General features: G+C 73.5%; 11 protein-coding genes and 1 riboswitch. Of the genes, 9 read left to right on the top strand and 2 right to left on the bottom strand.

The window, feature by feature from the left end; genetic code table 11:
* Positions 1-7 precede the first annotated feature (7 nt).
* Positions 8-124: riboswitch (cobalamin riboswitch) on the top strand.
* Positions 125-168: 44 nt separating this feature from the next.
* From H504_RS0131795 to H504_RS0131775, 3 genes are all read left to right on the top strand, one after another.
* A complete protein-coding gene (locus tag H504_RS0131795) occupies positions 169-2154 on the top strand; it encodes a putative cobaltochelatase (protein WP_026426093.1) in 1986 nt (661 codons plus the stop codon).
* Positions 2155-2165: 11 nt separating this feature from the next.
* Positions 2166-2780, top strand: a complete 615-nt coding sequence (gene cobO / locus H504_RS0131790; RefSeq protein ID WP_026426092.1) for a cob(I)yrinic acid a,c-diamide adenosyltransferase — start codon at positions 2166-2168, stop codon at positions 2778-2780.
* A gap of 246 nt (positions 2781-3026) precedes the next feature.
* Positions 3027-4388, top strand: coding sequence for a cobyrinic acid a,c-diamide synthase CobB (locus tag H504_RS0131775; RefSeq protein WP_026426091.1), 1362 nt, complete (start codon positions 3027-3029; stop codon positions 4386-4388).
* Here H504_RS0131775 and H504_RS44155 read toward each other — a convergent pair.
* A complete protein-coding gene (locus tag H504_RS44155; protein WP_425394097.1) occupies positions 4357-4542 on the bottom strand; it encodes a DUF6114 domain-containing protein in 186 nt (61 codons plus the stop codon). The two genes, H504_RS0131775 and H504_RS44155, sit on opposite strands and share 32 nt — an antisense overlap.
* Before the next feature lie 296 nt (positions 4543-4838).
* On the opposite strand from H504_RS44155, the gene H504_RS0131770 reads away from it, so the two are divergent.
* The 6 genes from H504_RS0131770 to H504_RS0131745 all read left to right on the top strand — a co-directional run bounded on the left by H504_RS0131770 (position 4839) and on the right by H504_RS0131745 (position 12553).
* Positions 4839-5387, top strand: coding sequence for a histidine phosphatase family protein (locus H504_RS0131770; protein WP_035307232.1), 549 nt, complete (start codon positions 4839-4841; stop codon positions 5385-5387).
* 445 nt (positions 5388-5832) lie between these two features.
* Positions 5833-7626: a sensor histidine kinase gene (locus H504_RS38080; protein WP_051386478.1), complete on the top strand. Its 1794-nt coding sequence runs from the start codon at positions 5833-5835 to the stop codon at positions 7624-7626.
* Positions 7623-8282 (top strand): response regulator, encoded by a 660-nt coding sequence (locus tag H504_RS0131760; RefSeq protein WP_026426089.1) that lies wholly within the window; start codon positions 7623-7625, stop codon positions 8280-8282. Before H504_RS38080 ends, H504_RS0131760 begins: the two co-directional genes overlap by 4 nt.
* A gap of 469 nt (positions 8283-8751) precedes the next feature.
* Positions 8752-9963, top strand: a complete 1212-nt coding sequence (locus tag H504_RS0131755) for a UDP-N-acetylglucosamine 2-epimerase (RefSeq protein WP_084468492.1) — start codon at positions 8752-8754, stop codon at positions 9961-9963.
* A 110-nt stretch (positions 9964-10073) separates the two neighbouring features.
* The gene (locus tag H504_RS0131750) at positions 10074-11228 is read left to right on the top strand and encodes an MFS transporter (protein ID WP_026426087.1); all 1155 of its coding nucleotides are present in this window, start codon (positions 10074-10076) and stop codon (positions 11226-11228) included.
* Between the two features lie 8 nt (positions 11229-11236).
* On the top strand, positions 11237-12553 hold the full coding sequence (locus H504_RS0131745) for a GH1 family beta-glucosidase (RefSeq protein ID WP_026426086.1): 1317 nt from the start codon (positions 11237-11239) through the stop codon (positions 12551-12553).
* On the opposite strand, the gene H504_RS0131740 is transcribed toward H504_RS0131745, so the two are convergent.
* Positions 12526-13524, bottom strand: a complete 999-nt coding sequence (locus tag H504_RS0131740) for a beta-ketoacyl-ACP synthase 3 (protein WP_245614539.1) — start codon at positions 13522-13524, stop codon at positions 12526-12528. The two genes, H504_RS0131745 and H504_RS0131740, sit on opposite strands and share 28 nt — an antisense overlap.
* Positions 13525-13961: the final 437 nt, after the last annotated feature.

Here is a 13961-nt window from a genome sequence, read left to right as displayed (position 1 = left end):
GGGCCAACTCCAGACAGATCAGCAGGGTGTGCGAGGGAAACCGGTGTGAGTCCGGTGCGGTCCCGCCACTGTGACCGGGGTCAACCCGGGAGCCAGGACACTCGGCCCCGCTGCCCACCGATCCGGGCGCGGACCCGGAGTGAGGACCACCACGGCGTGTCAGCACCCATGACGTCACCCGGTTACCCGTTCTCGGCCGTCGTCGGCCACGCCGACCTGCGGTTGTCGTTGCTGCTCAACGCGGTGCACCCGGGGATCGGCGGGGTGCTGGTGCGGGGCGAGAAGGGCACGGCCAAGTCGACCGTGGTCCGCGCCCTCGCCGCCCTCTTGCCGCCCGCCGAGGTCGTCGCGGGTTGCCGGTTCTCCTGCGACCCGGCCCGACCCGACCCGCGTTGCCCGGACGGTCCGCACGCCGCCGTCGAGTCCGACACCCGGCCCGCCCGGCTGGTGGAACTGCCCGTGGGCGCGACCGAGGACCGGGTGATCGGCTCGCTGGACCTGGAGCGCGCGTTGACCGAGGGTGTCCGCGCCTACCAGCCCGGTCTGCTGGCCGCCGCGCACCGGGGCGTGCTCTACGTCGACGAGGTCAACCTGCTGCACGACCACCTGGTCGACCTGCTGCTCGACGCCGCCGCGATGGGCCGGGCGCACGTGGAGCGCGAGGGCGTGTCGGTGTCGCACGCGGCATCGTTCCTGCTGGTCGGCACGATGAACCCGGAAGAGGGCGAGCTGCGGCCGCAACTGCTCGACCGGTTCGGGCTGACGGTGGAGGTCCGCGCGGCCCGGGACGTGGACACCCGCGCCGAGGTGATCCGGCGCAGGCTGGCGTTCGAGGCCGACCCGGCCGGGTTCGCCGCCGCCTGGTCCACTTCGGACACCGAGCTGGCCGACCGGATCACCGTGGCCCGCAAGGCATTGCCCGAGGTTGCCCTGCCGGACGCGGAGCTGCGCCGGATCGCGGCGGTGTGCGCGGCGTTCGACGTCGACGGCATGCGGGCGGACCTGGTGGTGGCCCGCGCCGCCGTCGCGCACGCCGCCTGGCGCGGTGCCGCCGCGGTCGAGGAGGTCGACGTCGAGGTCGCCGCCCGGCTCGCCCTGCCGCACCGCCGCCGCCGCGACCCGTTCGACGAGCCCGGCCTGGACCAGGAGCAACTGTCGCAGGCACTGCGCGACGCCGCCGACGAGGCCGCCCGGGAGCCCGAGCCCGATGGACCCGGCGGCGGCAGCTCCCCGGAGCCCCAGGACTCACCGGAACCCTCGGGGGACCAGGGCAAACAGGACATCCAGCAGGGCGGCGACACCGGCGACACCACCAAGGCCCCCGCCCGCCCCGACGAGACCTTCCGGGCGCGGGTGCTGCAGATCGACGGCGTGGGTGAGGGTGCCCCGGGTAGGCGGTCCCGGTCGCGCGCGGGCGCGGGTCGGGCATTGCGGGCCTCGACGTCGCAGGGGTCGGGCATCCACCTGGTCGGGACGCTGGCCGCCGCCGCGCCGCACCAACTCGCGCGGGGCCGCAGCGGTCCTGGGCTTGTGGTGCGCGGCGGCGATGTCCGGCGGGCGGTGCGGGAGGGCCGCGAGTCGAACCTGGTGCTGTTCGTGGTGGACGCGTCCGGGTCGATGGCCGCCCGCAAGCGGATGACGGCGGTGACCGGCGCGGTGATCTCGCTGCTGCGGGACGCCTACCAGCGGCGGGACAAGGTCGGACTGGTCACCTTCCGTGGCGCGGACGCGGACCTGGCGCTGCCACCAACGTCCTCTGTGGAGACGGCGGTGGCCCGCCTGCGTGATCTGCGCACCGGTGGGCGGACCCCGTTGGCGGATGGATTGCTGCGGGCGCACAAGGCGTTGGCGGTCGAGCGGATGCGGGACCCGCGCAGGCGGGCGCTGTTGGTCCTGGTGACCGACGGCCGGGCGACCGTGGCGGTGAACCGGGGTGGTCGCACCTCTGGTGACGCCGTGGGTGACGCGGTGCGGGCCGCCTCGGTGATCGCCGCGGCCGGGGTGGCGAGCGTGGTCGTCGACTGCGAGAGCGGCCCCGTGCGGCTCGGGCTGGTCGACCGGATCACCGCCGCGCTCGGCGGAACCGGTCTGCGCCTGGACGAACTGTCCGCCGACGCCGTCGCGGGCGTGGTCCGCGCGGCCCGCGCCGCATAGGGGGAACCGTTATGCCGCAAGGAAAACCGACCGCCGTCCCAGAGGACGGGCTGACGACCCGGCAGCGCCGTAACCGGCCGCTGGTCGTGGTGCACACCGGGGAGATGAAGGGCAAGTCGACCGCCGCGTTCGGGCTGGCGCTGCGCGGCTGGAACCAGGGCTGGTCGATCGGGGTGTTCCAGTTCGTCAAGTCCGCGAAGTGGCGGGTCGGCGAGGAGTCCGCGTTCCTGGCGCTGGGCAGGCTGCACGAGCAGACCGGCGAGGGTGGCCCGGTCGAGTGGCACAAGATGGGCGCCGGGTGGTCGTGGTCGCGCAAGGCGGGCACCGAGGAGGACCACGCCGGGGCGGCGCGCGAGGGCTGGGCCGAGATCAGCCGCCGGTTGGCCGCCGAAGCGCACGACCTGTACGTGCTCGACGAGTTCACCTACCCGCTCAAGTGGGGCTGGATCGACACCGACGAGGTGGTCCGGACCCTGGCCGACCGACCTGGCCACCAGCACGTGGTGATCACCGGCCGGGACGCCCCGGAGTCCCTTGTGGACGCGGCGGACCTGGTGACACACATGACGAAGGTGAAGCACCCGATGGATTCCGGGCACAAGGGCCAGAAGGGCATCGAATGGTGACCGGCGGCGGCCTGGATGGTCATCACCGCACCCAGGTCCGGCAACGGCAAGACCGCGGTGGCACACCGCGCCACGCCCGCTCGGACCACAACACAGGTCTAGCACCAGCTGTAGGCGACGTGCACCTTGGCCCCGTCGACCTGCCAGCCGCTGATGAGTGCGTGCGCCCCGCTGGTGCCGCCCTTGGTTTCGCCGTAGGCCAGCACCCGATGAGCTCCGCGCGCAAGGGCATCGAATGGTGACCGGGTGGTAGCCCGGGTGGTCGTCGCCGCGCCCGGGTCCGGTAGTGGCAAGACCACGGTGGCGACCGGGTTGATGGCGGCGCTGCGGGGCCGTGGGCACGTGGTCGCACCGTTCAAGGTCGGTCCGGACTACATCGACCCCGGCTACCACACGCTCGCCGCCGGGCGGCCCGGCCGGAACCTGGACCCGGTGCTGGTCGGGACCGACCGGGTCCGGCCGCTGTTCCGGCACGGGTCGGCGGGCGCGGACATCGCGGTGGTCGAGGGGGTCATGGGCCTGTTCGACGGGCGGGTGGGCCACCACGTCGCGGAAGGCGGACTGGGGTCGACCGCGCACGTGGCCGGGTTGCTGGCCGCCCCGGTGCTGCTGGTGGTGGACGCGCGCGGGCAGAGCACGAGCCTGGCCGCGCTGCTGCACGGGTTCCGGTCGTTCCGGCCGGGGGTGCGGATCGCGGGCGTGGTGCTCAACCAGGTCGGGTCGGACCGGCACGACGAGGTGCTGCGCGAGGCGTGCGGGGAGGCCGGGCTGCCGGTGGTGGGTTCGGTGCGCCGGGCGGCCGCGGTCGACGTGCCGTCCCGGCACCTGGGCCTGGTCCCGGCGGCCGAGCACGGGGCGCGGGCGGTGCGGGCGGTGGCGGCGATGTCGGCACTCATCGAGTCCTCTGTGGACATCGATGCGGTGGCGCGGGTCGCCCGGTCGGCGGCCACTGTGGACTGCGCGCGGTGGTCCCCCGCCGATGAGGTGAGCCGCGTTCCCGGACGACCGGTGATCGCGGTGGCAGGTGGGCCCGCGTTCACCTTCGGCTACGCCGAACACACCGAGCTGTTGCGGGCGGCGGGCGCGGAGGTGGCCGTCGTCGATCCCCTGCGGGACGAGAAGCTGCCGGACGGCACCGCGGCGCTCGTCCTGCCCGGCGGTTTCCCCGAGGCACACGCGGAAGCCCTGTCCGCCAACGAAAGCCTGCGGACCGACGTCGCCGCGCTGGTCCGATCCGGCGCCCCGGTGCACGCCGAGTGCGGCGGCCTGCTGTTCCTGGCGCGGACCCTGGACGGCCACCCGATGTGCGGTGTCCTCGACGCGGCGGCCGTCATGACACCCCGGTTGCGCCTCGGCTACCGCGACGCCGTGGCCACCGCCGGGTCGGTGCTGTACCCGGAGGGCAGCCGGGTCACCGGGCACGAGTTCCACCGCACCCGGATCACCCCCGCGCACACCGACCGTCCATCGTGGACCTGGCGGGACCACGACGGACAGCCGCACCGCGAGGGCTTCACCCTCGGCGGGTTGCACGCCTCGTACCTGCACACGCACCCGGCGGGTAGCCCGGACGCGATCACCCGGTTCGTTCAGGCCACCACGACCTGAGCGGGCTTCTCCTCGCGCGGCGCCCACGACGCGGCCATCGCGCCCCGACCGCCCCGAACAAGGAACCGAGGAACAGGCCGCCCAGGTTGGTCAGCGGGAAGGCGGCGACCGCGACGAGCACAGCGATCGGGCCTGCGATCACCCGGGTCTGCACCCCTCTGGCGACCAGGACCTTGATCGGCGCCAGCCGGTGCAGGCACGCCAGAGTCCGGCCACAAGACCTCCCTCTCCGGCCTGCCCGGGGCGCCGGGGACGACGCTGAGGCTGTCGAGCTTGACACTGCCCGCGATCTGCGCCGACAGGGCGTCGGCGCGCAGGTTGGCGATGTCGGCCGGGTCGGTCGGCTGTGGCCGCCCGGCGCGGCGGCGGGCGGGGTCCGCCGGCGACCGGCCTGAGTGCGGCAGGATGGGCCCGATCGGACCACGACGGGATTTCGGGGGTGCGCGGGACATGTCCTCGCAGCGGGTGGTCTTGGTGTGCCACGCGGCGACGGCGGCGACCCGGGGAGCGGTGTTCCCCGGCGACGAGCCGGTGGAGGCGGTCCCGGCGGTCGTCGACCTGGGCGAGTTCGACCAGGTACTGCGCGGGCCGACGCTGCGCTGCGCGCAGACCGCGCACGGGCTGGGGTTGGCCGCGGAACCGGACGAGCGGCTGCGCGACCTGGACTGCGGGCACTGGCGGGGCCGGGGCCTGGACGAGGTGGCGGCCGCCGAGCCGGACGCGATGACGCTGTGGCTGACCGACCCGGACTCCGCGCCGCACGGCGGCGAGTCGGTGGCGGCGCTGACCCGGCGGGTCGGGGCCTGGCTGGACGAGCGGTCGGCCAGGCGGACGGCGGCGGTGACCCACCCGGCGGTGGTGAAGGCGGCGGTGGCGCACGCGCTGGGCGCGGGCCCGGCGGCGTTCTGGCGGGTGGACGTGGCACCGCTGTCGCGGACGACGCTGCGCGGCGGGCCGGGTCGCTGGACGCTGCGCTGGATTGTCTCGGGAACCGGTTGAGTTCCCATTTCAACAATGCGCTCGCCGATTCGGGATAAAACGCGCGCGGGAATCCGCCATGCCATTTGCACCGAACAGGTCATCAGCCGCGTGTATCGGTGGTCACGGACCGGGATCGCCGGTGCGGACGTCCGGGCGGCGGTCGCCCCCGTGGGCGGAGCCGGATCGGCACGCCCCGGCCGGGGCAGGCGACAGCGGGTGATCATGACGGCCGCGCTGAGCCATAAGGTCACCAACCACCCCCGGACCGGGCGAGGGGGCAACACGACTGGTCAATTCGGGGGCATCATCCCGGCCGGTCGGGACGCGCCCTTGCGCGGTGCGCGAATGTCGTGGACGCTCAACGCACCGATCACACCCGAGCAATTCCCCGGCGAGCCGTCGCGGGCGGGCGCCGGTCACCCGGCCCCCGGGGGTGTGCGCACAAGGGACACGGGAAAGAGCGGTGAACACCGTGGTGGAGGCTGGTGCGGGCAGCCCGGACGGGGCCGCGACCGGGCAGGCCGACCCGCACCCGCACCGGGCCAACCTGTTCCGCGGGCTGGTCGACCGGGCCGCGGCGGCCGAGGTGTCCCAGGAGCGGATGCGCCACCTGCTGGACGCGGTGCTCTCGGTGGCGAGCGACCTCTCCCTGCCGGACGTGCTGCGCCGCATCGTGACCGCGGGCTGTGAATTGGCCGGGGCGCGCTACGGCGCGCTGGGGGTGCTCGGGCAGGACGGCCACCTGGTCGAGTTCACCCACACCGGACTGGCCGAAGGGGACGGGGCGGTGATCGGCGCGCCGCCGGTCGGCAAGGGCGTGCTCGGCCTGGTGATCAAGAACCCGGAGCCGCTGCGCGTCACCGACCTGGCCGAGCACCCGGACACCGCGGGGTTCCCGGCGCACCACCCGGCGATGGGGTCGTTCCTCGGGGTGCCGATCCGGGTGCGCGGTGAGGTGTTCGGCAACCTGTACCTGACCGAGAAGGTCGACGGGCGGGCGTTCACCCAGGAGGATGAGGACGTGGTGGTGGCGTTGGCGGCGGCGGCCGGGATGGCGGTGGAGAACGCCCGCCACTTCGACCGCAGCCACCGGCGGGAGCGCTGGCTGCGCGCCACCACCGAGGTCACCGCCGTGCTGCGGACCAGCGCGACCGCCGCCGAGGGCTACGACCTGCTGGTGCGCCGGGCCAGGGAGACCGCGGGCGCGGTGTTCGGCTTCGTGGCGGTGCCCGACGACGGCGAGCACCTGCGGCTGGCCGCGGTGGACGGCTTGATGGCCAAGGAGTTGACCGGTGAACAGATGTCCATCCGGGACAGCCTCACCGGTGACGTGCACGGCACCGGTCGGGCCAGGATGATGACCGAGGTGGCCGAGGCGACGCTGACCCGGTCGCTGTCCACCTTCCAGCAGTTGCCGCCCGGCATCAACGCGCTCGGGCCCGCGCTGTTCGTGCCGCTGATCGCGGGCGCCCGGCCGAACGGGGTGCTGATGGTGGCCCGCGAGGAGGGCGGCACCCGGTTCGACGAGGACGACCTGCGGATGGTCATCGACTACGGCGCGCACGCCGCGCTGGCCATCGAGTTCGCCGAGGCGCAGCAGGACCGGCAGCGGCTGGCGCTGTTCGAGGAGCGCGACCGGATCGCCCGCGACCTGCACGACCTGGTGATCCAGCGGCTGTTCGCGCTCGGGCTCGGGCTGCAGGGCCTCAAGCGCGCCCCGGAGGACGCGGCGCGGCGGCTGAGCGGGTTCGTCGCCGAGATCGACCAGACCATCCGGGAGATCCGGCGCAGCATCTTCTCCCTGCAGCAGCCCGCGGGCGGCCCGTACAGCCTGCGCGGCGAGGTGCTGCGGGTGATCTCCGAGGCGAGCGTCGCGCTGGGCTTCGAGCCGACGGTCCGGCTGGAGGGGCCGCTGGACTCGGTGGTGCCCGCGGACGTGGCGCTCGACCTGATCGCCACCCTGCGGGAAGCTCTGTCGAACGTGGTCCGGCACGCCAGGGGCGGGTCGGTGGCGCTGACCGTGTCGGTGGACCGGCACGCGCGGCGGCTGCGGTTGCTGGTGCAGGACGACGGGCGCGGGCTGCCCGAGGAGGTCGGCCACCGCGGTGGCCTGGCGAACATGGTCCAGCGGGCCCGCCGCTGGGACGGTGACTGCGTGATCGACTCGCCCGCGGTGGGCGGGACCAGGGTCGACTGGGACGTGCCGTTGCCGGCCCGCCCCGGGTCGGCGACACGAGGCCAGGAGGCGCGTGGATGAGCATTTCCGTGTTCGTGCTCGACGACCACGAGGTCGTCCGCCGGGGGCTGCGCCAGTTGCTGGAGGTCGAGCCGGACATCGAGGTGGTCGGCGAGGCGGCGACCGCGGCGCAGGCACTGGCCCGGATCCCGGCGGTGCGGCCCCGGGTGGCCATCCTGGACGTGCGGCTGCCCGACGGCGAGGGCGTGTCGGTGTGCCGGGACGTGCGCTCGTCGGTCGAGCCGCCGCCCGCGTGCCTGATGCTGACCTCGTTCTCCGACGACGAGGCGCTGTTCGGGGCGATCATGGCCGGGGCGGCCGGGTACATGCTCAAGCAGGTCAGCGGGGACGACCTCGTGTCGGCGGTGCGCACCCTGGCCGAGGGCGGGTCGCTGCTGGACGCCGGGGTGACCGCGACCGTGCTGGACCGGCTGCGCGCCGGTCGGGTGGAAGACCCGCGGTACGCGACGCTGAGCCCGCAGGAGCGCAAGATCCTGGACCTGATCGCCGAGGGGATGACCAACCGGCAGATCGCGGGGGCGCTGTACCTGGCGGAGAAGACGGTGAAGAACTACGTGTCGACCCTGCTGCACAAGCTCGGCTTCGACCGGCGCACCGAGGCCGCCGTCTACGCGACCCGCCTGCAGCGCGGAATGGCACCCGACCGGCAGCTCTGAGCCCCCGTTCGGGCGGCCCAGGTTGGTGATCGGCATGTCCGCGGTCGGCCGCTCGCCCACCGGTTCGACGTCGGCGACGCCGAGGTGCGCTCACTGAGTTCTTCCTGCGCGGCCCGTCGCGCCTTCACCGCAGCCGCGTACAGCCGCCCGCACCGTACCGCGACCGCGGTCAGCCCCAGCCAACTCGCCTGCGATACCGGTGGCAGCCGTTTCGGCAGGAGCAACGGCACGGCCAGGACGACCGGGGCCACGCCGATCCCGTTGGCGGGCGCGTGCCCGGGGGTTCGCCGGGGTCGGGCAGTGTCTCGTAGGCGGACTTCACCAGCCGGAACGTGCCCGTTCGGGCGGGCGTGTCGGAGGCGATTGGCGCGACCACGGTCGGTAACGTTCCCGGCGTCCATCGCTATACCGCAGGCAGGGAACGCCGGACGCGAGTGGGGGTGTCCGCCGTGGGAGCGGAAGGGGCGCCGTGCCGAACACGTTGGTGCCGTTGCCTTCTCCGGCCGCGCCCGGGTGCGCCCCCGAGGTGTGCCTGGTCGCCGGGGACGCCGCCGCCGCGGTGAAGTTGGCTCCGCTGGCGGCCGCGATGCGGGCCCGCAGGCGGGTCCGGCCGGTGCTGCTGGCCTGCGGTGACGACGCCCGCGCGGCCACCGAGGTGCTCTCCGGGTACGGCCTGGCCACCGACGTGCTGGTCGAGTTGGCCCGCGACGGCCTGGCGACCTCCCGCGCCGCCGCGCAGTTGTTGGCGGGCCTCGACCACGCGTTCGTCGACCGGCCGCCTGCCGCGGTGGTGGTGCAGGGCGACTCGGCGACGGCGTTCGCGGCGGCGATGGCGGCGTTCTGGCGGAGGGTGCCGGTGGTGCACCTGGACGCGGGCGTCCGCTCGTTCGACCTCACTGCCCCGTTCCCGCAAGAGGGGCACCGCCGGTTGATCGCGCAGGTGTCGTCGCTGCACCTGGCCGCCACCCCGGGCGCCTCGGCGAACCTGGTCGACGAGTGCCACGGCGGCCCGAAGGTGGTGACCGTCGGCAGCACCGCCGTCGACGCCGGGTTCGACGCGCTGGACCGCTACGTCCGGCACCGCGACGACCGGGTGCAGGCCGTGGAGAACGCGGTGGTGGCGGGCGAGGTCCGGTTGTGCCCGGTCGTGCTGGCCGACGGCCACTGGCCGGACGGGCGCGCGGCGCAGGTGCTGCACGGGATCGCGGACCTGGTGTTGGCCTGCCCGGACCTGGAGGTCGTGCTGCCGGTCGCCCGCGGCCCGCTGCGCCACCTCGCCTACGACATGCTGGGCAGGCTGGTGCGGGTGACGATCACCGACCCGCTGCCGCAGCCGGAGTTGGTGTGCCTGCTGTCGGTGTCGGCCGCGGTGGTGACGGACTCGACGACCCTGGCCGAGCAGGCGCCGAGCTTCGGGGTGCCGGTGCTGCTGGTGGGCGGCGAGCCGGGGACCTGGGCGGAGCCGTGCGCGCCGGGCTACCCGTGGACGGCGGGCGCGGACCGGGCGGTGGTGGCCCGCACGGCGGAGAAGCTGGTGCTCACCCACGTGGAACGCCGTTCGGTGGCGCCCGCGGTCAACCCCTTCGGCGACGGCTTCGCGGCGGCCCGCTGCGAGCAGGCCGTGCAGTGGTTGCTCGGCCTGCGCGACCGCCCGAGCGAGTTCGACCCGAGCACGGCCTGATCAGCGGGCCTGACCGGCGGGGCTTGACCCCCGAACGCCCTTCTTGACCGGTCTACCCCGAACACCGATTCTTGTTCGGGTTTCAACGTCCGGGTCGTCCGGGAGGTCAAGTGGGCGGGCCGGGTGGTCGGTGGGTCGCCGGATTCAGCCTGGCGACGGCGGCGGTGTTCGTCGGCTGGTACGGGCCGCTGCAGATCCTGTTGGCCAGGCAGGCCGACGCGCTGTCCCCCGCGTCCAAGGAGTCCGTGCTGGCCGTGGTGGCGGCGGTCGGCGCGGCGTGTTCGATGGTGGCGAACCCGGTGTGGGGCGCGCTGTCGGACCGGTCGCGGCGGCGGACGCCGTGGGTGCTGTGGGGCGCTGTGGCGGGCGCGGGTGGGCTGGTCCTGTTGGCCACGGCCACTTCCACCGCGATGATGGTGGTCGGCTGGTCGGTCACCCAGGTCGCGCTGAACGCGCCGTTCGCGGCGTTGAGCGCGGTGATCCCGGACCAGGTGCCGCCCGAGCGCCGGGGGACGGTCGGCGGCTGGTTCGGTCTGGCCCAGACGGTCGGGATCATGGCCGGAACCGGGCTGGCGCTGGTCGGCGGGACTGTCCTGAGTGGATACCTCGCGTGCGCCGTGTTCGTTGTCCTCGGGCCGATCCCGTTCTTCCTGGTCAACCGGGACGACGTGCCCGCGCGGGGCACGGGGACCCGGTCCCGGCCGACGCCGGACTTCCTGTGGGCGTGGGCGACCCGGTTCCTGATGAACCTGGGCAACGCGCTGGCGCTGCTGTACCTGCTCTACTACCTCAAGGACCGGGTGCGGGTCGCGGACCCGGCGGGCGGGGTGTTCGTGCTGACCGCGGTCTACGCCGTCGCGTTGCTGGCCACGGTGCTGGTGGGTGGCGTGTGGTCGGACCGGGTGGGGCGGCGCCGGGTGTTCGTGTGCGGGTCCGGGGTGGTCATGTCGGTGGCGGCGGCGCTGCTGGCGGGGTGGCCGACCTGGACCGGGGCGGTGTGCGCGGCCGTCGTGCTCGGCATCGGGTTCGGCGCCTACACCTCGGTGGACTTCGCCCTCGTCACCCAGGTGTTGCCCACCGCGGCCGACCGGGGCAAGGATCTCGGGGTGATCAACGTCGCGAACGCGCTGCCTCAGGTGCTGGCGCCGGTGCTGGCCGCGCCGGTCGTGGCGCACCTGGGTGGGTACCCCGTGCTGTACGCGCTCGCCGCGGCGGTCGGCCTGGCCGGTGCCGTGCTCGTGTTCCGCATCCGCTCGGTTCGTTAGGAGCCCCCATGCCGTTCCCCGGTTTCCCCGCCGACTTCCTGTGGGGTGTGGCGTCGGCCGCGTACCAGGTCGAGGGCGCGGTCGACGCCGACGGTCGCGTCCCCTCGGTGTGGGACACCTTCTGCGCCGAGCCCGGCCGGATCGCGGGCGGCGACACCGGCGCGGTGGCGACCGACCACTACCACCGGTACCGCGAGGACGTGGCCCTGCTGAAGGACTTGGGCGTCGGCGCCTACCGGTTCTCCGTCGCCTGGCCGCGGGTCATCTCGTCCGGCTCGGGACTGGACTTCTACGACCGCCTGGTCGACGAACTGTGCGCGGCCGGGATCGCGCCCGCGGTGACACTGTTCCACTGGGACACCCCGCAGAGCCTGGAGGACGCGGGCGGGTGGCTGAACCGGGACACCGCCGCCCGGTTCGCCGACTACGCCTCGGTTGTCGGCTCCCGGCTGGGCGACCGGGTCAAGTTGTGGATGCCGCTGAACGAGCCGGTCGTCGTGACCATGTACGGGTACGCGCTGGAGGTCCACGCGCCGGGTAAGGGGTTGGGGTTCGCCGCACTGCCGGTCGCCCACCACCTGCTGCTCGGCCACGGCCTCGCCGTCCAAGCACTGCGCGCGGCCGGGTGCGACGGGATCGGGATCGCAGGCAACCACGGCCCGATCTGGCCCGCGTCCCAGTCCGAGGTCGACACGGGGGCCGCCGAAACCTACGACGTCCTCGCCAATTGGCTGTTCGCCGACCCGATCCTGCGCGGCGAATACCCGGCCCCCGAACTCGCCGCCGCCATGCCCGGACCCGTGCTCGCGGACCTGAAGGTGATCTCCGAACCCCTGGACTTCTTCGGCATCAACTACTACCAACCCACCCTCGTCGGCGCGGGTGACTCGGCAGGCTCCATGCTGCCCCCCGGCCTGCCGTTCGCCCCCCAACCGATCGACGGGTACCCGATGACCGACTTCGGCTGGCCGGTCGTCCCGGACGGGCTCAGCGAGATCATCGGGACCTTCCGGGCCCGGTACGGGGACGCGCTGCCGCCGCTGTACATCACCGAAAGCGGCTGCTCCTACCACGACCCGGACCCGGTGGACGGCCGGGTGGCCGACCCGGACCGGATCGCCTACCACGACGGCCACCTGCGCGCGCTGGCCGCGGCGATGGCCGCCGGTGCGGACGTGCGCGGTTACTTCGCGTGGTCGGCGACCGACAACTTCGAATGGGCGGCCGGATATCGGGAGCGGTTCGGCTTGGTCCACATCGACTATCCGACCCAGCGGCGAACGCCGAAGGATTCCTATTACTGGTACCGCGATGTCGTGCAGTGAGCCCGGCTCGGGAAGCGGACCACCTGCGCCGCGTAGGTGAGCCCGGCTCCGAAACCGACCAGCAGGGCCAGTCCGCCCGGGTCGACCAGGCGGTCGGACAGCAGCCGCTCCATCGCCAACGGGATGGAGGCGGCGGAGGTGTTGCCGGACTCGACGATGTCGCGGGCGATCGTCGCCTTCGGAGCGTCCAGTTTGCGCGCCAGCGCCTCGACGATCCGCAGGTTCGCCTGGTGCGGAACGATCGCGGCCAGCTCGGACGGGTCGACCCCGGCGCGTTCGCAGGCGAGGCGGGCGATCAGGTGGACCTCGGTGGTGGCCCAGCGGAACACGGCCTGGCCCTGCATCCGCATCTGCCCACCGACCGGGATCTCGATCAGCTCGGCGGCCTCTTCCGCGCCGTCGCTGCCCCAGACGACCGGGCCGATGCCGGGCTCGTCGGCGGCCTCGACGACGGCGGCGCCCGCTCCGTCGCCGAAGATGATCGAGGTGCCCAGGTCGGCGGGGTCGACCCATTCGGTCATGCGTTCGGTGCCGACGACGAGCACGCGGCGGGCCGAGCCCGCGCGGATGGTGTCGGCGGCGACGGCCATGGCGTAGCAGAAGCCGGAGCAGGCGGCGTTGAGGTCGAAGGCGGCTGCCGTGGTGGCGCCGAGTTCCTTGGCGATTTCAGCGGCGCGGACCGGGACTGGGCTGCGGGCGCTGCAGGTGGCGGCGATGACGAGGTCGATGTCGGTGGGGGTACAGGCGGCTTGGGCGAGGGCACGGGTGCCGGCGGAGGTTGCCATCGCGGCGAGGGTCTCGGCGCGGGCGAAACGGCGGGAGACGATGCCGGTCCGTTCCTGGATCCACTCGCCGGTACGGCCGAAGCGAGCGGCGATCTCGGCGCTGCCCACGGCGGTGGCCGGACGGTGCGCGCCGAGGCCGACCAGGCGTGCGCCCACGGGGCCAGGGCGCGATGCGATGACGGTCACCGGGACACTGTGGTCAACTACCATCGGGTAGCAGGGGGGCTGTGATGGATTTCTCACCGAAAGTGTTAGTGGGTAGGGAGTTTGGGGGGTGTGATCGGACGGCGGACGCTGGTGGGCGGGTCGACTCCACACTGGACTGTCGGTGGGGTTGTCCAGGCTGTGTATTTGGGGGGCTTTGCGGTGGGTTGATCATGGTTGTCGGTCGGTGGGCGGATCTTGTCGGTGGGCTTGGTTAGGCTGTGTATTCGGGGGCTTTGGAGCTGGTTGATCATGGTTCTTGGTCGGCTGGGCGATCTTGTCGGTGGGGTCGTTTAGGCTGTGTATTTGGGGGCTTTGTTCTCGGTTGATCTTGGTGTGAGGGGGCACTGGGCCTCGGCTGCGCCTCGGGGGTCGGCCTGGTCGCCTTCGGCGACGCCGGCGCTCGGGCGCCAGATAAA

The organism is Actinokineospora inagensis DSM 44258, from assembly GCF_000482865.1.
GTDB lineage: Bacteria > Actinomycetota > Actinomycetes > Mycobacteriales > Pseudonocardiaceae > Actinokineospora > Actinokineospora inagensis.
The sequence above is the reverse complement of the archived record's forward strand: the minus strand, read 5'-3'. Positions and strand labels throughout refer to the sequence as shown.